Below are 17,567 nucleotides of genomic sequence, written 5' to 3' on the forward strand. Positions count from 1 at the left end.
AGAGTTTGCAATCATGGTTAAATTACGACACTGCCAACTTTCGCCACAGGCGGAATTGGCACTACAACAACACGCAGCACATGAACAGAATCTATCGGCGCTTAACAAGGAAATGTTGTGGCAAGACGCGGTGTACTACACCATTTTTATGTTGCCTTACACCCAGGCGCTGGAGCTGGTACTGACATTTATCTCCTGCGTTTACGAACGCGATCTGATGCAAGGACATCGGTCGTTATTGCAACAGGTGCGGCGTTGGCGGATAGATGGTGGTGATCCTTTACGTCATCAACTGTTCGAACAGGCGCAAACCGTCGGGTTCGATAACCCAATCTCATGTCTGGTGCTTTCTGTCTTTTGGAGTGAAGGCAGCATGACCACGCCGGATCTGGAAGCGGTCTATCCACAACCGTGGCAATCACTGACGGTATTAGCCGATACGTTGTGCCTGATATTGCACCTTTATAGTGAACAACCGGAACAACAGATGCAGTACATTGAGCAATTTTTTCAACTGGCGCACGGTCAACTAAGGCACTTGCCGCCGTCACAAGATCAGGGACGCAAAAACTATCTGTACCATGAAGCCACATTATCAGGAGCGCAATGATGCCAATGCCAGCCGCCCGTGTGGGTGATATGCATATTTGTCCAATGGTATCGCCTGCGGTACCGCCGGTGCCACATGTAGGCGGGCCAATTATGCCGCCAGGTGTACCGACAGTGCTGATTGGTGGATTACCCGCGGCAACAATGGGTTCAATGCTGGTGTGCGTCGGGCCGCCGGATACCGTAGTCATGGGCAGCCCAACGGTATTGATTGGCGGACGGCCTGCGGCCAGACTCGGCGATCTGTGTGCACATGGCGGCACAATTACTACCGGTTATCCATTGGTTATTATTGCTTGAAATGGAAGTCACTGTGAACTTAGCCCAGACAGATATCGCGCGTTTTTTACAGCCCATTACGGCTGATCAACCAGCGGGATGCGATATCGAATACGAACCTATTTTTGAGCAAATAAACGCCGCGCGCGAAACCGACGACGATTTCCTCCAGGACGATGCATGGGGTTATGAAACCCGTCAGGCAGATTGGATGAAGGTTTCAGCATTGTGTCAGGAAGTACTGGAAAAACAGAGTAAAGACTTGCAAATCGCCTGCTGGTTAACCCAGGCACAAGGGGAACTGTATGGTCTGGAAGGGATTAGTGGCGGTGTCACATTACTTTCTCGTCTATTGGAAACTTTTTGGCCGGTACTTTATCCGCTACTGGATGATACAGAGACAAACAGTGCGGATGCTCGCCTTGGTCGGTTGAGCTGGTTGGATAAGCAATTAGTGAAACAATTGGACAATCTGACACTGACCGATGATGGCAAATTGAGCCTGAGCGTCTGGCAACGGGTGCAATATTTTGAACAACGGGTTGCCGTTAATAGCGAATTACGCAGTGCCTTGATCAGTGACGGTTATTTCGGTATCGCTGAATGTGACGGCAGTATTCGCACCACGCCAGTCGAACAATTTAACCAACTACTGATGCAAACTAGGCAGGTCAGTAAAGCATTGGCAGAACTGCAACATATCATGGCGAGCCTGTTGCCAGATGCCGGTGACAGCATGAGTGCCAGTACCCAACAGTTGCAAGATTTGGTGGTCTTAATCGAACGATTTCGTGACATGGTGTCGCCGGGTTTAAGCCAGGAATCCAGCAATAACAATGAAGCAATAGCGGCGGGGGGAGATGCGCCAAACGGCATAAATACGACTTTTTTAACAGAAGATCGGGCGCATCATGAAATGCGCACTATCGCCATAGGACAAATGATCAATATCGCCAATTACTTTCGTCAAAATGAACCTACCAGTCCGGTGCCTTATTTAATTGAACGCGCAGCGCGTTGGGCAAATATGGGCATGGCCGAATGGCTGGAAGAAATGATGTCAGAAAATACCTCCGCGCTACAGGAAATTATGCGCGTGATGAAAGGACCAGAAGACAATTAGAGAGCAAAATGAATAACATAAATTTTTATAGCGTCATTAAACGCCGTTTTTTAATATTGACGGTAATTCTTTTAATAAGTGGTTGCAGTCATTCTATCTCCAACGATGAAAAACGCTTGCAGGCAATTGAACAAGCCAAACCGGTTTATGCCAGCAATGCCATTCGTTTAAAAATAACCGCGGTTCCGCAATTGAATGTTTTTAATAATATGTCGAACAGTTGCACAATATTAATTGCTCAAGCGGAGAAACGAGAACAATTAGATAAATTACTGGCAAATCCTGTGTTATTACGCAATTTATTTGTCGGCACTGGTGCAACAGAGCAAATATTACAGTTGGATAATTACGTGATGATGCCGGGGCAATCCGTATCTTTACATATCGATAGAGCGGAACAGGCACGTTATATCGCATTAATTGCCGGTTACTATCCGGCGCCAGACAGTACTCATACGCGCGTATTATCACTGCCGCTGCGTCTTGAACAACACGGTTGGTGGAATAGCGCCTGGAGCGCCGAATTTGTTCCCATGCGCATTAATCTGACGCTAGGACGTTACGCCATTACCCGCAGTGATTTCTCAGCAGGCAACACGGGAGATGAGGTGGTTTTCCCGGGACAAATAGCTTTTCCCGGACAAACGGCAGAATCCGGCAGTGACGAAAGCGAGTTGAGGAAGTAACCCATGTTTGAACATAAACCAATGTATTGGTATTCAGGCTTATATTTACAGCCGCAACACTTTCAGGCCCATGAATTGCAACAACAATATTGGCAAGGGCGTTATCAGTTACTGACACAACCTTATGCTTTTGGTGTGGTAAAACTCGCATTCAATCTGGCCGCATTAAGTGACGAAGTGCTGAGTGTCCATCACGCCGCATTCATTTTTCCCGATGGTTGCTACGTGGATTGTGATGTCAACGGCGTACTTAGTGCCCGATCCCTGCGGGATTGCTGGTTAGTACGAGACAAACCGCAGCGCATTTATGTTGGTCTGCGTATGTTTAGCCACAATCAGAGTAACGTCACTGGCATCACCGATGCCAACAGTGTCGGTAATATCACCAGCCGTTGGGTAACATGGCCGCAAGAACAGCGTATGCGAGATGCTTTTGGCGAGGGGCCGGAAGTGGAAGTGCAACAACTGACCTATAACTTACGTTTTTTCTTGCACGATGAGATTGCCCAAGCAACAGGTTACACATTACTCCCGGTTGGCCAACTGCACTGCACCAGTGATGGTATTGCGCTGGATAACCGCTATCTACCGCCATGCTTAACGCTCTATGCTGTGCCACAACTGGGCCAGCGCATTGATCAGTTATGTCAAGAGTTAACCGGACGTGTCCATCAATTAGAAGAGTTGAAACGCCCGCAAACGCTGGAAGGGGAAATTTATACCCAAGAAAAAAGCACATTATTGCTGACACTACGGACTTTGGCGCGTTATGTCGTACAGTTGCACCATTTTCAGGCAGCGAGAGATGTTCACCCCTTACAAATTTTTGGGTTACTGCGTCAACTGATCAGCGAACTTGCCTGTTTTACCGACCGTTGCTCCTTTTTAGGCGAGTGGAACGGGCAGGAAGAGGTACTGGATAAATATCAGCATCTGGAGCTGGCGCTGACTCTTGATAGTTGTGAACGAACAATCGCCGATTTGCTTAATGCGCTAGTGCTGGAACCAAACACCGTGATCCCTCTGCAACAAGAAAGCCACGGTTATTATCATGCCGCCTTCAATAGAACCGGCATTAATGAACAACAACGGCTCTATTTGGTGCTGCGTTCTGACAGCTTTAGCCAGCGTGAGCGTGAAATTCCTGACGATCGCCTGATTAAACTAGCCGCGGCGGAACAGATCGACAACATCATTAACCGTGCTTTGCCCGGTGTGCGTCTGTACTACCAGGAAATTGCGCCACATGGCTTACCTAACCGGACAAATACTCGCTATTTCCGGCTAGAAAACCGTGGTGCGTTATGGCGGCAGGTAGAAGATAGTGAACGTCTGGCGGTGCACTGGGCAGACGCGCCAGACGATTTACAAATAGAAATCGTTATAGTGAGAGCATCATGATGCAGTTGTTGGATTGTTATATTCCGGTATTCACCTGCGTATTACGCATGATCCAGCAGCAGGTGAATCAAGCGGAAACCCTGCGGCAAACCTTATTAGCTGAGTTGACACAAGCACAGAATAGGGCGCGTTTGCAGGGTTATCGGGCGCAAGATATCGAAGAGGCAAATTTCGCCGTGGTGGTTTGGGCAGACGAAGCCATTCTGTGTGCAGGCCAAAAAGAATTGAGTGTTTGGCGCCAATCGTCGTTACAAGCAGAGCTTTATGATGCCGAATTGGGTGGAAATACGTTTTTTGATCGCCTTGCCGCGTTAGTAGCGGATAATTATCAGGTTCGATTAGTCTATGTTTTTTGTCTGCTTGCCGGATTTTATGGTCGATATGGCAAACGTGATAATTTGGAATTACACAATATTATCCAGCAAGAATTAGATAATCTTCCTGATACTTTGCGTGATTATCTCTCTTTAGAAAATCACCGATTAATGAATAGGTGCGATAATAAATTGAAAAATAAGCGTCAAAATAATAAATGGCGCAGAAAATTAATATTATTCATGTCATCTCTTACATTAATTTATATTTTTCTTACCGTCTATTTATTAAGTATTGGCCGGTAAATTCGGAAATTAAACATGAAAAAGTTATTTTATGCCATTGGCTGGCTTAGCGTGATGGTTATCCTTTTATTACTCAGTTTAACTATTGCTGTGGCATTATCATGGCCGACAATAGGTGGACTGTTACTATTTCTTTGCCTATTGCTGTTGTTATTACTATTACGTGGGGCAATGGCATTTATGCCGCAAATAATGAATAAACTGCGTTGGATAAATAAATTTTGGCGGAAAGGAGATAACCGGCTGGAATATTTACTGTACCAGCATTGGCGGCAGGGAGGATATTTACAAAGTTGGCGCCGATTCCGTTCACTGTTACACCGTAATGAACCCGTGCCACCGTGGTTTCTGGTGGTAGGAGAACGGGGCAATGGTAAACAGAAGCTGTTAACACATTGCAACGTGGCGCCGATGACGGGGAAAAATCTGCCGTCACTGACAGAAAACACCTTTACCTGTCGCTGGTGGTTCTTCCGCCGGGCGATGTACATGGTTGTTTCCGGCCGTTATACCGAAGGTCAATCCCTGTACCGGCAAGCCTGGTTGCGTCTGATACGTTGGATCGCGCAGGTGCGTAAACCGGCTGGCGTACTCGTTTGCTTGTCAGTGGAGCAGTTGCTAAACAGCGACAATAGAGCGCTCTATATCGCCGCACGCCAAGTACGTGCTCAGTTAGAGCCATTACAGATACGTCTGGAACGCCGCTTGCCAATCTGGTTGACTCTTACCCATAGTGAAACATTGCCGGGGTTTGACCATTGGTGCGCTCAATTGTCAGCAGAACAACGTGCGGAATTACTGGGCGATTTTATCAAGCATCATACGAAGGGTAATGTCACCGACATGCTGGATAAGAGTATGAGCACCATTGTTAACACGTTGAAAATGATGCGTCTTAAGTTGCTCAATCAGCAACGTCAGCAACCTAACGCGGAAGTCTTAGCGTTACCCGAAACCGTCGCTCAACTGCAACCAGCGTTGGCTTGCTACCTGAATGCACTATTCGACCAAGACCATTATCTGGAGCATGGCCTGTTACGTGGCATATTTTTTACCGCCGAGCATCAAACCACGGGCGTTTTCAGCCACCGGTTATTGGGCGAATATCTGCCAGACCAAGTTCAACATAGCCAAGATCAAGGTAGTGATAGCGTATTGCTGACCGGCTGGCGAACCTTGACCAAACGCGTATTAGTCAGCCTACTGAGTTTGATGCTGGTATACGGTGTCGGTAACGCATTGATGACTACCTGGCGTGGTGTTATGCAACTTGAAAATATTCGCGAGGTAAACCCTCTTGAGCGGAGTTACTTGCGCTATCAACAAGTTGAATACTGGTCGCAGGAAACCCTGTCGCCTCTGCTTTTTTACCCAGTCAGCCATACAATGGAACAACGGATGGCGCGGCAGTATCAACAGCAAGCGCCTGTTGGCGTCTTCAACCCAGAATCGGTAGCGACACACTTGTTAGCACGTTTCCGTAGTGTTGAGGCACCGCAAAAACGACTGTTGGCTTTACACTGGGCACGTTTTATTAACACTGAACAGGCAATGGCGCATGGCGCTACGTTAGAAACTTTACAGCACATGCCTGCTTATTCAACCTCACTGTTAAGTGGTGAAAACGATCCTCTATCAGCAGAGCAACGTGTCGCGCTCCGTCTGGCGCAATATCGCCAAGGCAACGCTCAGCAAGAATTTGATCAGTGGCGAAATGTATTGCAGACACTGCTGGAAGATAGCCGTAACTGGCAATGGCTGTTAGCCGACGAACAACCGGCTGGAACGCATTCTCTGACGCTGGAAGATTTCTGGCCGCTGACCAAAGAAGATGCCGCCGCCATTAACGCTCGTATCCGCGGTGTCTATACTCAAGCCGGTGAGCAAGATACTCAGGCAACCTTGGACGAATTAGCACAAGCCATTAATAACTCGGAATTTTTTGATCCCTTACAACGCTCATTTTATCAACAGTATCAAAATCAGCGCCAATCAGAGTGGTTAGCATTCGCTCAGGCTATGCCTCAAGGGGAAACGTTAGTACGAGGCAAGAAAAACTGGCAGGCGTTGATATTAGCAACGGGTCAATATGACAGTCCCTATATCACTTTTCTGACACAGTTAGAACGTGATTTATCCACAGTAGAATCGGCAGAACAGCAGCCTTGGTTACAGACACAACACCGTTTATGGCAACTGCATGGTTATGTGCAAAAAAGCAACGTCATGCAACGGGTCTCACTAGGGAATCTCTCTGTGCGCCAGCGCATCATGTCATGGTTTGGTATTTCACCGCAGACCTCTGTACGGCTGGATGACAACGTACTGACACGCTATCGCGCCTACCGGCAAGCAGTGCAATTAAATAGCCAGCGCGAGTTGCTCAGTGATATGGAAACCGAAGCGTTGGTTAAAAATGCACTCAATAGCGAGAAAGGGGAACTAGACGATAGCGGTTTACGCGCATTGTTCAACCGTTTCACTCTGTGGCGCCACGAGGCTGAAAGCAAACAGAATACCGGAGTAAACGAAACCTTATGGCGACTCTATCAGGGCGATGCGCATCTGGTACTGCGTTACGCCTTCTTAAGTGCCGCCAGCCGCTTGCAAACCCAATGGGAAAGCAAAGTGATTTGGCCGATGGAAAAATTGAGCAGACAAGAATTGTTTGATGGCCGGGAATTGAACGCACGTTTGTATGAATACAGTAACGCATTTGTACGGGATACCGCAGGGTATGCGCTGGATATTCGTCCAGAAGGGATTAAGCGCCAGGAAATGGAAGATCTGCTCTTTCCGTTTAACGATGATTTCATTTTCTATATTAATAATTTAATCCAACCGAATGACCTACTTTCAGCGACATCGGATATTCGTCGTCGCCTGCAAGAGAAACTCGCCCTACTGGAAAGCGAGCAGCAACTGGCGACGGCACAACAGGAACCGGAACAAGAACAGAAACCATCGGCGGAAGTCACGATTGTCAGTCAACCGGCGACGGCTAATCGGGGAGCAAGGGTATTGCCAGTGGGCAGTTCAGTGACGTTGAGTTGTGATGATGGCGTACAGCAGCTTAAGAGTATGAATTTTAATGACAGCATGACGCTGCATTGGAGCCCAGGAACGTGCGGTAAAGTACAAATTGATGTCTATTTTCCTCGCTTTACATTAAGCAAAAGTTACGTTGGCCCCGATGGTTTGCTGCAATTTATGCACGCTTTTTCTCGCGGTGAGCTGACACTGGCAGCACAAGCGTTCCCACAGCGGCGCGATGAATTAAGCGCACTGGGTATCAATAACATCACTGTGCGCTATCAAGTCAGCGGCGGCAAAGCTGTTTCAACACTGTATCAGCAGTGGCAGCAACATCAGCAACAACAAACGGCGTTATTGGAACAACGCAACCGACTGGATAGCCAGTTGTTAAATTTAAGTGAACCAACAGTGGCAAAAGGAACCCTGTCTACTTTGCCATCACAGATCACCTCCCATTGGAACGAATTAAGGAAACCTAAAAGTGAGTAATTATCTTAAACAGATCGTGAGTAAATTAACGGTAGAAGCGCGTCAGTGCCTTGATGAAGCCGTTAATCTGGCGGTACGGCGCACCCATCATGAAGTGGAAATTGAACATCTGTTATTGGCTTTATTTGAAAAACAGCTCCCGACGATGGAACAAGTGTGTCACCACGGTGGTATTGATACCATGACGTTGCTGAATGCCTGCCAGAGATCTCTGGCACTATTACGCAGTGGTAATCATCGTCCGCCTGTACTGGCTACCAACCTAATTGAATGGCTGGAACAGACCTGGATGTACGCCAGTACTCATTGGGGAGCATCACAGATTACCGTTCAGGCACTGATTGTCGCCCTGATCATGAATCCGTCACTGCACCATTCACTTACTTCCGAGTTACAACAAGCGTTACAGGGTAACACCGATGGAATAGAGCAGTGGTTGCGTACACAGACACATACGGAACCACAAAAAACTATATCAGCTATAACTACAGCGCCTGTCGGAGATAATACTCAATCCGCACTGGCACAATATACGCATCACCTGACACAGGCAGCACGTGATAACAAACTTGATCCAGTTTTAGGACGTGAACGGGAGATCCGTCAATTAATTGATGTGCTGTTACGTCGTCGCCAAAACAACCCGTTGTTAACCGGTGAAGCGGGCGTCGGTAAAACGGCTCTGATTGAGGGGCTTGCTCAGCGGATTGTTGAGGGCCGTGTACCAAAAGTTTTGGCGCAGGCTGAGTTATTTACCCTGGATATGGGACTGTTACAAGCGGGCGCCAGCGTAAAAGGCGAGTTTGAAAGCCGTTTGCAAAAATTATTGGATGAAGTGAAGGGGTATCCTACACCGGTGATTCTGTTTATCGATGAAGCGCATATGTTGATTGGCGCAGGCGGCCAGGCCGGACAAAACGATGCGGCTAATCTGTTGAAACCCGCGCTGGCGCGTGGCGAATTACGGGCAATTGCGGCAACTACTTGGTCTGAATATAAGAAGTACTTTGAAAAAGACGCAGCGTTAGCGCGTCGTTTCCAAGTGATCAAAGTCGAAGAGCCTTCGCTAGAGCTGGCAATCGCCATGTTGCGTGCCATGATACCAGCAATGGAAAAACATCATGGCGTCAAAGTACTTGCAGAGGCAGTCACGGAAGCGGTTACGTTAGCCAACCGCTATATCACTGGACGTCAGCTGCCGGATAAATCGGTTAGTCTGTTAGATAGCGCCTGCGCCCGCGTTGCCGTTTCACAGACCGATGAACCGGCGCCGATTGAAGATCTGCGTGCCATGCTGACAAACATCGCTGCCGAACAAGAAGCATTGTTACGCGAAGGCGGCCATGAAACTCAGCTACAGAAATTGGCGCAGCGTCAGACTGAATTGCAGGTATCACTGGCAGAAATTTTGCCGGAATATCATGCTCAACGTCAGTTGGTCAATGACATCCTCGCTTGTGAAGAACATGACGAACGGCTACCTGTGTTACGTGCAGAACTGCATCAGCGCCATCATCAACACGCTTATGTCTTTGACTGTGTTGATGCCGCTTGCGTAGCAGACATTGTTGCTGGCTGGACAGGAATTCCCCTTGGCCGGATGGTAGAAAATGAACGTGATGTGTTGCGTCAGTTAGAAATCCGTCTCGGCCAACGAGTGATGGGGCAAGATCATGCGCTCAGCCAGATAGCGCGTCAAATTCGGATTGCTAAAGCACAACTGGCCGATCCGGTCAAACCTACCGGGGTATTTATGCTCGCAGGGCCTTCCGGTGTAGGGAAAACCGAGACCGCCTTAGCGCTGGCTCATGAGTTGTATGGCGGTGAACATCATCTGATCACGATTAACATGTCGGAATATCAGGAAGCCCATTCGGTTTCCGGCCTGAAAGGTTCTCCTCCGGGCTACGTCGGTTATGGACAAGGTGGTGTATTGACCGAAGCGGTTCGACGTCAACCTTACAGCGTCGTGCTACTTGATGAAGTGGAGAAAGCTCACCCCGATGTGCTGGAATTGTTCTTTCAGGTGTTCGATAAAGGCATGATGGAAGATGCCGAGGGGCAACAGATTAACTTTCGCAATACGCTGATTATCCTGACCACTAATGCGGCAGCAGATTTGGTGATGCGTGCAGCAACACACGGCGTAACAGAGCAGGGGGAAAATCGCACGGCCACTCAGGAAGATATTCAGGAGATTATCCGACCAGAGCTGCAACGTATTTTTACGCCGGCATTTTTGGGTCGTTTACAGGTTATCCCTTATCTGCCGGTACATGGCGAAGTTCTGCATGCCATTGTGCGCCATAAGCTGAATAAAATTGTCGCACGCTATCGTCAATCAACCCAATGTGAATTGCACTATAGCGACACGCTGGTGGATTTTATCGCTGAAAAGTGCCGGATTGCGGAGAGCGGCGCCCGTGAAATTGATAACCTGTTAACGCAGTTCGTCCTGCCGTTGTTATCAGATCAATTGCTGCTAGGTGATGCGCCGGTAAATCAGGATGTTTGGATGGATGTTACAGAGAGTCAAGTACAGTTACGATCAGACCAAAAGAAACTATCACCATCTAATATTATCAACTAAGGGTAGTAAACACTTATCTCTGCTATTATTATCTTACGATGTAACATCAGTGTTACGAAATGAGATCCCGATGAAAATGAAAAAGATAGTGATCTTCTGGTTTATTTTTACATTGGTCAATTTCGCGCTGGCACTGTTAAGCCTACAGGTACGGGATGTATGGAGTCTGTCATCATTGGTGTGGTTTCCGGCAGGCTTGTTACAAGGCATTTTTTGCGCCAGAGCGCCACGATACTGGCCTGTCTGGTTAATAACAAGTGCCTTGGTCTCGTTAACTGCCAGTCAGTGGTATGGAAGGCCGGTAAGCGTATCGCTGATCTTCTCCATCATCAATGTGATGACGCTGGTGGTAACAGCGCTGATCTGGCAGTTTTTTTACGGAGTCATGTGGGCGCCGAAGCGGGCAAGGGAGATCATTAGCCTGACGGCGCTCTGTTCGTTAAGTGGAATCATTGAGCGATTTATCGCGAAGTGGATACTTCACCTGTTTGGTTATCCCACTGATATATCAATTTCATTACCGATTGTCGTAGGCGCTGTGTTGAGCTATTTACCGCTTACACTTTTTGTTATCGCCTGCATCACCCGAGAGAAAAACTGGACTGGAGACTGGAAAATTCACGGCTTATGGCTGGCAGCCCTATTTGCCATGACAGCCTTGTTCATCAGTCCACCACCGGAAGCCGGGCAAATACACTGGCAAGGGATCGCACTGCTGTTTTCTTTTAGTTTACCAATGCTGTTAGCACTAAGCGGTAATCTGTTGGTATTAAGCAGCTTTTTATCCCTGTGTACAGTGGAGATCGTGAGCGCCACCACTTTTGGTCTTGGGCCATTCTCATCCCCGTCAACCAATCTCCAACAAAATGTGCAAATAGCAGCCTGGTACAGCACAGCATTGACCTTGCCCGCGTTGTTATGCTGTAGCTGCTTATCCAACATAATCAATGCATTACATCAGCGTAAAGCGCGTCTTCTGTTAATGAAAGCCATGCTGGATCAAGAACAAGTTAATTGCTTTCGGTTAAACGCCAACGGGCATCTATATTGGCATCATACTGGTTCTGCCTGGATGCGGTGCGGAAAAGCACCCGCCTCCTGGTCGCAATTGATGGCTTGGGTACATCAGGAGGATCGGCATAAAATCGAACAGCTTAAAAATTCCGTCTCGCAAATACCGCAGACACTAAAAGTTCGGATTGCCGATGGCAAAGGCGAATTTAACCTGGTCATTATCGCCTTAATCGTCCATGTAGGAGAAGATGCCGGTTTTATTGAAGGAACGATACGTGAAATAGTAAATAGAAAAAGTAAATAGAAAATAATCTGGAGAAATAACTCATGCCCAGACGAGTCATTATTGCCGACGATCATCCGGTATTTTTATTAGGACTACGCACGATACTGGCAACATTGCCGGAGAACTACCAGATTGTGGGGGAAGCCCATGATGTCGCCACGCTTTTCTCTCTACTCAAGGAAAAAGAAGCGGATATGCTGATTACGGATTTCATTATGCCGGGTCATAACCAGATTGACGGTCTGAGGATGATTAGCCGGATACGGGAACAGTATCCGAATTTGCCTATTGTGGTCATCACCATGATCAGCGACCGGAAAATCATTGCTTCACTGGTTGATTACAGAGTGAAAGCGATTTTGAACAAAAACAGCTTATCCCATGAATTGGTAAAAGGGTTATACAGTACAACCGGGCGTGATGAACCCTATTTAAGTGAACAATTTCTCGAATCACCGGACGAAGAGGTTGTAAAAACGCTAACCAGCAAAGAATTGGAAGTAATTAAATTGTTGGGACAAGGGTTGAGTGTGAATGATATCGCCGCGCGTTTGTACCGAACTAAGCAGACAATCAGCGCACAAAAAATCAGCGCGATGAAAAAGCTCGGATTAGACAGTGAAGCCGCGCTTTATAATTATTTGCATCAAATTGGATTGGGACTATAAGCCATGAAGCACCGGCGCAAAACATGGCGATGGATTGCCGTATTGGTATTGCTGTTACCACTATCTGGCTGGAGTCTCAACCTGTTTGAATACCGCAACGCGCAAGATCTCCCTGCCAATGGACTACCGGTGGAGTTTTATTCAAATATCACGCAAGAATCGCAGGAATTTCTACCTTTTCCCGTCAAAGAACATGGAATTTTTCCTCCACACTTTCCAACATTAAAAGTCGGCATTCTCTGCTGTATCGGTGCGCCATTAGTGATCCATCGTTGGGACGGCAAGTTGGAAGGGATTTATGCGGATTATCTGCGCTTGATTGAAACCGTGCTAAAAAGGCCAGTGGAAGTACGACTGTTTGGCAACTGGGAATCAGCTTATAAGGCATTGCAACGTGGCGATATCCAACTGTTATCGAATTCCTCCTCATCACAGTCAGGAAATGAAGCACATGACACTTACCCAATTTTGGTACAACCACTCGCCCTGATTATGCGCAAAGAACAAGTGAATATGCCCTTTGCCAAAATGAATATTATGGCCGCGCCAGGCAGTGATCCGGGTGTTATCAAACAATTACGTAAACATTACCGTCGCATCGTGATAGCAAAAAATCAGCAAGAGGGGATACAGGCCGTTGTGGATGGTGAAATGGATGCCTATCTGGACGGGCAAAGCCAGATTGCCTATTTACTGGCTTTTCGCCCATTTACCGGATTGACTTACCGCCGGGATCTTTCGTTAGGGGAACGGTATGACTTTCTCGGGCACAACGGTGATGGCATGGTTGAAGCCGTCAATCTGATTCTGACATCCATTCCTCATGCCATCAGAAATAAAGTTTACGAACGTTGGATTTCTGGGCTGGCACTGGGCAGTAATAACGACGCGGCAATCTTTTCAGCTCAGGAAAAAGCCTGGATTAAAAAAAATCCTGTCGTCAATGTGGCGCTGACTCGCACTGCGCCACCTTATTCCTTTCTAGATAAAAATGGCCAAATCACTGGACTAGATGTGGATATTTTGCGTCTACTGGGAGAAAAAAGCGGCATCACCTTTAATTTTATTCCAACAGATGGCGCAATCGGCATTAAAAAGCTGTTAGAAAATGGCGAAGCGCAAATGACTTCTATGATTAATACACCAGAACGGCGTCGTTGGCTCTCTTTCAGTCATCCCTATGGTACCGTGGAGTGGGTGATGATCACCCGCAATGAGCGTAATGCCCCCTATGAGTTTGAACAACTTAAACACCATCGGGTGGCGATTCAGCGCGGCCATGCACTCTCGTCGTTATTAAAACAGTATCCAGAGATTTTTGTCGTGGAAGTTGACAGCGTGACGCAAGGTATTGATATGGTGCTGGCCGGAGCAGCAGATGCCACTTTTGATAGCCTGATCAGTGCGGATTATCTACAAGCAAGCCGTTATGGCGCCAATATTTCTATTCAGTCCTTTAAAGGCTCATTGCAACCGGAACAATACGCCATCATACCGGCCTATCCTCAACTGGTTGACATATTAAATAAAAGCATTGACGCATTGCCACCTAATGAGTTGCGGGTATTGCGCTTGAAATGGTTATCTATGGGGAATGTCGCTTCCTATGATAATAAAATTTCACCTTGGGTGAAGTTATGGGGAGGAGCATTGCTTGTAATTGCATTAAGTTCAATTTTTTGGGGCGGTTATCTTGCACACCAAATCAGACGACGTAAAACTGCGGAAAGCAATTTACAAGATTTGCTGGCGTACTGGGAAACACTCTTTAATAACATGCCTACGCCAATGTTTGTCTGCGATCCGACCATGTGCATCACGGCGGCTAACCTCTATTTCCGACATGAAATGGGCACTATCGGATCTGAGGTGATTGGCCGTAGTCTTTTTTCCCTATGCTTTTTAAAGCCGACCGATGAGCAAGAGATCAGTCTAATTTTTCTACGCTGTTTGGAAGGAGCTCCTGTACATTTTTCTGATCGCAACATTGTTATTCAGGGACAAGATAAAGATGTTTATTTGTGGCTCGAAAGTTATAGCAATACCGAAGGCGTTGTTCAGGGGATCATTGGTGGTTGGTTTGATGTCACCGAACGTAAATTGCTGGCGCAAGAGCTACGTCAGGAACGTGATAAGGCAGAACTCGCTAGCCTGGAAAAATCCGATTTTCTGGCCCACATGAGCCATGAGATTCGCACTCCGCTGCAAGCCATTATCGGTATTCTTGATCTGGAGGTAAAAAAGCAAACTCAGCCATCCACGCCATTACATATCGCCTGGCAGGCAGCAATATCTTTGCAAGGAATCATCGGTGATGTACTGGATTTCTCCAAGATAGAATCCGGGCGGATGATGTTAAATCTCAAGCCGGAATCATTGCGGGCGATTCTGGAAAGTTGTGTGGCAACATTTAACCATCGAGCAAAGGAAAAAGAACTTCTCTTCACCTATCAGTTTGATTTGCCGTCTGAATATTATTATCTACTGGACGCAACACGCGTAACCCAAGTCATCAATAACCTGTTGGGCAATGCCATTAAATTTACCGAGCAGGGCGGTGTACAAATCAGCGCTAGCTATCAGCCTATTCCAGAAAGTCACCAGGATGAAATTACGCTGGTGGTTGCTGATACCGGTTGCGGCATCCCAGAAACCATGTATGAAGCGGTTTTGCTGCCCTATGTACAGGTGATACAACATAATGGTGGTAAAACCGGCGGAACAGGGTTGGGATTACCTATCTCTGTACAGTTGGTTGAATTAATGGGCGGCAACTTGAAAATCACAGGTGCGCCCAGTGGTGGCGCACAGGTTATCGTGATGTTACCGCTTAAGCGCAATGTTATTGAAAAGGAGGCGATAAGCGAAAAAGTCGAAAATATTGGGGTGGAACTTCACGAATCCTTGAATATCTTAGTAGTTGATGATCTACCTGCCAATTTACAAGTACTGTCATTACAGTTAGCGTCATCGGGCCATCGTATTGTACTCGCTGAAAGCGGCGAACAGGCTATGAATCTGGTGGAAGAGGGCTATTTCGATATCGTGCTGACAGATTGCCAAATGCCGGTGATGAATGGTTACGAACTGGCTCAATTGCTGAGAAAACATGAACGATTACGGCAATTACCGCCATTTATTATTCTGGGATGCACTGCAAACGCATTTTCTACCGAACAGGCCCGTTGTTTGGAGGCTGGAATGAATGGCGTATTAATTAAGCCGTTGGTGCAAAGCAAATTGCTGGCAGAAATTACCCGTTATTACCGGCAAGTCAATGATAAAGCAACGTTAAAATTCGATGAAATTCAAGCGTTGTCACAACAAGATGTAGCTGTAGAACGCCAATTACTCAGTGCAATACAGCAAGGAATGTCGGAAGATATTGCAGAATTGCAGCAGCAGGAAAACCAACAATGCCATGAAAAAGTCATGCATCACGCCCACCGTATGAAAGGCGCTTTTGCGCTGATGCAATATCAGCAGGGAATACGTGTCTGCTTGCGGATTGAAAAGAGTGAACAGTGTGATGTGAAAACAATAGCCGTTTTATTAACTCGTGCGGAATATTTTCAACAGCAGATTGCGCAGAAATTGGAAAAGGCACCATTTTGACGTACATTGCCCTCATGTTATTTACACCTAAGGAAGGTATTTATCCATGAATACAATCATAGACAACAAACAGGACCGGATTAACCTCCGATTGAAAAACATCGTCTTGAATAACCGAGATTCCGAAGCCTTCTTTAATGCATTAGTTAAACCGGTTCGCTTCAACAAAAAATTAGCAGATGCTTTCGAAGAACATAATCAGCGCGTGATCAACAAACGACCAATGATTATTTAAATCTACTCATAGAGCCTCTAGACAGCAGGCATAAGTCGCCGACTCCCATTAAACCCTATCTAGCATTAAAATCCATCTAGCATCTATTTGATATGAGGACATATTTCGGGTATGTTTTCTCGTTCAATGATGGGATATTCAACTGCTAATTAGAACAAAATTTCTGAGGATTTTGTATGCGCACTTTATATCTTTTACCTATTTTCTTATTTTTAACCTCTTGTTCAACAAACCTCCCGCCCTATGAACGGGAAGCCAGACATTATGTTTATCGTTCTAACGATGATTTTGATCCCAATTTTGTAACACATGTAAATAACTCTATTAAGCTAATGACCCCATTCTTTGAACAATTTTATAGAGAGGGAATTAAAGATAAAATGAATAATATTAGTTCACATGAAATTGAGCAAAAAATTAACTATTTTAAGAGTGATAATTTAATTCAAGAAATCAACATGTCAGAAATATTCATTTCACCAAAAATACATACAGAAAAAGTCAACAATAGTCAGATTTCAAATAAGAAGAAAAAAGCATTAATTGAGGGAATCATCAACTCTTACGAGGCCGGTTACTATGGAAAGTAAGAAAATTAACTATGAACTTATAAGCATAATGGAAGCGGGGGAGAGGGAATTAACGATGGACACAATAAACTATTCAGCATTTAGAACTCACTTCGCCAGCCCCTTAGATAAAGTGAACGACAATCACAAGCCAATTCTGATTACTCATCAGAATGGCAAGCCAGCGATCGCCCTACGTTTGGAAGATTTTCAAGCCTACGAAGAAACAGCCTATTTAATGGCTAGCCCGAAAAACGCGGCACATTTAAATCAGGCAATTGCTGAAGTGGAAGCAGGGAGAATGATTGAAAAAGGGCTATTGAAAGAATGATTTTATCTTGGACTGA

14 protein-coding genes are annotated in these 17,567 nt (G+C 46.3%); all 14 read left to right on the forward strand.

From position 1 onward, the window contains the following. Positions 1 to 13: 13 nt before the first annotated feature. Positions 14 to 610, forward strand: a complete 597-nt coding sequence (locus EAE90_RS04730; protein ID WP_214052502.1) for a DUF6931 family protein — start codon at positions 14 to 16, stop codon at positions 608 to 610. Next, positions 610 to 909 (forward strand): PAAR domain-containing protein, encoded by a 300-nt coding sequence (locus EAE90_RS04735; RefSeq protein WP_173362525.1) that lies wholly within the window; start codon positions 610 to 612, stop codon positions 907 to 909. The genes EAE90_RS04730 and EAE90_RS04735 overlap by 1 nt, the downstream gene beginning before the upstream one ends. Next, complete coding sequence (gene tssA, locus EAE90_RS04740; RefSeq protein WP_246550358.1) at positions 863 to 2,011, forward strand: type VI secretion system protein TssA; 1,149 nt, start codon at positions 863 to 865, stop codon at positions 2,009 to 2,011. Before EAE90_RS04735 ends, tssA begins: the two co-directional genes overlap by 47 nt. An 8-nt stretch (positions 2,012 to 2,019) precedes the next feature. Continuing rightward, a complete protein-coding gene (locus tag EAE90_RS04745) occupies positions 2,020 to 2,697 on the forward strand; it encodes a type VI secretion lipoprotein TssJ (RefSeq protein ID WP_214052503.1) in 678 nt (225 codons plus the stop codon). Positions 2,698 to 2,700: 3 nt separating this feature from the next. Then, positions 2,701 to 4,098 (forward strand): type VI secretion system baseplate subunit TssK, encoded by a 1,398-nt coding sequence (gene tssK, locus EAE90_RS04750; RefSeq protein ID WP_214052504.1) that lies wholly within the window; start codon positions 2,701 to 2,703, stop codon positions 4,096 to 4,098. Further along, positions 4,095 to 4,718 carry a DotU family type IV/VI secretion system protein gene (locus tag EAE90_RS04755; RefSeq protein WP_246550360.1) on the forward strand — a complete coding sequence of 208 codons (624 nt, stop codon included), beginning with the start codon at positions 4,095 to 4,097 and terminating at the stop codon, positions 4,716 to 4,718. The genes tssK and EAE90_RS04755 overlap by 4 nt, the downstream gene beginning before the upstream one ends. Positions 4,719 to 4,733: 15 nt before the next feature. Then, positions 4,734 to 8,243, forward strand: coding sequence for a type VI secretion protein IcmF/TssM N-terminal domain-containing protein (locus EAE90_RS04760; RefSeq protein WP_214052505.1), 3,510 nt, complete (start codon positions 4,734 to 4,736; stop codon positions 8,241 to 8,243). After that, positions 8,236 to 10,833, forward strand: coding sequence for a type VI secretion system ATPase TssH (tssH, locus tag EAE90_RS04765; RefSeq protein WP_214052506.1), 2,598 nt, complete (start codon positions 8,236 to 8,238; stop codon positions 10,831 to 10,833). The genes EAE90_RS04760 and tssH overlap by 8 nt, the downstream gene beginning before the upstream one ends. A gap of 70 nt (positions 10,834 to 10,903) precedes the next feature. Further along, on the forward strand, positions 10,904 to 12,151 hold the full coding sequence (locus EAE90_RS04770; RefSeq protein WP_246550362.1) for a hypothetical protein: 1,248 nt from the start codon (positions 10,904 to 10,906) through the stop codon (positions 12,149 to 12,151). A 23-nt stretch (positions 12,152 to 12,174) separates the two neighbouring features. Continuing rightward, complete coding sequence (locus tag EAE90_RS04775; protein WP_214052508.1) at positions 12,175 to 12,801, forward strand: response regulator; 627 nt, start codon at positions 12,175 to 12,177, stop codon at positions 12,799 to 12,801. Positions 12,802 to 12,804: 3 nt separating this feature from the next. Further along, positions 12,805 to 16,416: a transporter substrate-binding domain-containing protein gene (locus tag EAE90_RS04780; RefSeq protein ID WP_214052509.1), complete on the forward strand. Its 3,612-nt coding sequence runs from the start codon at positions 12,805 to 12,807 to the stop codon at positions 16,414 to 16,416. Between the two features lie 46 nt (positions 16,417 to 16,462). Next, on the forward strand, positions 16,463 to 16,651 hold the full coding sequence (locus tag EAE90_RS04785; RefSeq protein WP_214052510.1) for a hypothetical protein: 189 nt from the start codon (positions 16,463 to 16,465) through the stop codon (positions 16,649 to 16,651). 176 nt (positions 16,652 to 16,827) lie between these two features. Then, positions 16,828 to 17,241, forward strand: coding sequence for an Exc2 family lipoprotein (locus tag EAE90_RS04790; RefSeq protein ID WP_214052511.1), 414 nt, complete (start codon positions 16,828 to 16,830; stop codon positions 17,239 to 17,241). Then, the gene (locus EAE90_RS04795) at positions 17,231 to 17,551 is read left to right on the forward strand and encodes a type II toxin-antitoxin system Phd/YefM family antitoxin (RefSeq protein WP_246550363.1); all 321 of its coding nucleotides are present in this window, start codon (positions 17,231 to 17,233) and stop codon (positions 17,549 to 17,551) included. Before EAE90_RS04790 ends, EAE90_RS04795 begins: the two co-directional genes overlap by 11 nt. Positions 17,552 to 17,567 lie beyond the last annotated feature (16 nt).

Origin of the sequence: Photorhabdus caribbeanensis, assembly GCF_018448885.1 — a bacterium.
Lineage (GTDB): Bacteria > Pseudomonadota > Gammaproteobacteria > Enterobacterales > Enterobacteriaceae > Photorhabdus > Photorhabdus caribbeanensis.

Bases quoted from the DNA above. Each gene is read 5' to 3' on its own strand.
- EAE90_RS04730 (WP_214052502.1), top strand. From the start codon at position 14: ATGGTTAAATTACGACACTGCCAACTTTCGCCACAGGCGGAATTGGCA.
- EAE90_RS04735 (WP_173362525.1), top strand. From the start codon at position 610: ATGCCAATGCCAGCCGCCCGTGTGGGTGATATGCATATTTGTCCAATG.
- tssA (WP_246550358.1), top strand. From the start codon at position 863: ATGGCGGCACAATTACTACCGGTTATCCATTGGTTATTATTGCTTGAA.
- EAE90_RS04745 (WP_214052503.1), top strand. From the start codon at position 2,020: ATGAATAACATAAATTTTTATAGCGTCATTAAACGCCGTTTTTTAATA.
- tssK (WP_214052504.1), top strand. From the start codon at position 2,701: ATGTTTGAACATAAACCAATGTATTGGTATTCAGGCTTATATTTACAG.
- EAE90_RS04755 (WP_246550360.1), top strand. From the start codon at position 4,095: ATGATGCAGTTGTTGGATTGTTATATTCCGGTATTCACCTGCGTATTA.
- EAE90_RS04760 (WP_214052505.1), top strand. From the start codon at position 4,734: ATGAAAAAGTTATTTTATGCCATTGGCTGGCTTAGCGTGATGGTTATC.
- EAE90_RS04770 (WP_246550362.1), top strand. From the start codon at position 10,904: ATGAAAATGAAAAAGATAGTGATCTTCTGGTTTATTTTTACATTGGTC.
- EAE90_RS04775 (WP_214052508.1), top strand. From the start codon at position 12,175: ATGCCCAGACGAGTCATTATTGCCGACGATCATCCGGTATTTTTATTA.
- EAE90_RS04780 (WP_214052509.1), top strand. From the start codon at position 12,805: ATGAAGCACCGGCGCAAAACATGGCGATGGATTGCCGTATTGGTATTG.
- EAE90_RS04785 (WP_214052510.1), top strand. From the start codon at position 16,463: ATGAATACAATCATAGACAACAAACAGGACCGGATTAACCTCCGATTG.
- EAE90_RS04790 (WP_214052511.1), top strand. From the start codon at position 16,828: ATGCGCACTTTATATCTTTTACCTATTTTCTTATTTTTAACCTCTTGT.
- EAE90_RS04795 (WP_246550363.1), top strand. From the start codon at position 17,231: ATGGAAAGTAAGAAAATTAACTATGAACTTATAAGCATAATGGAAGCG.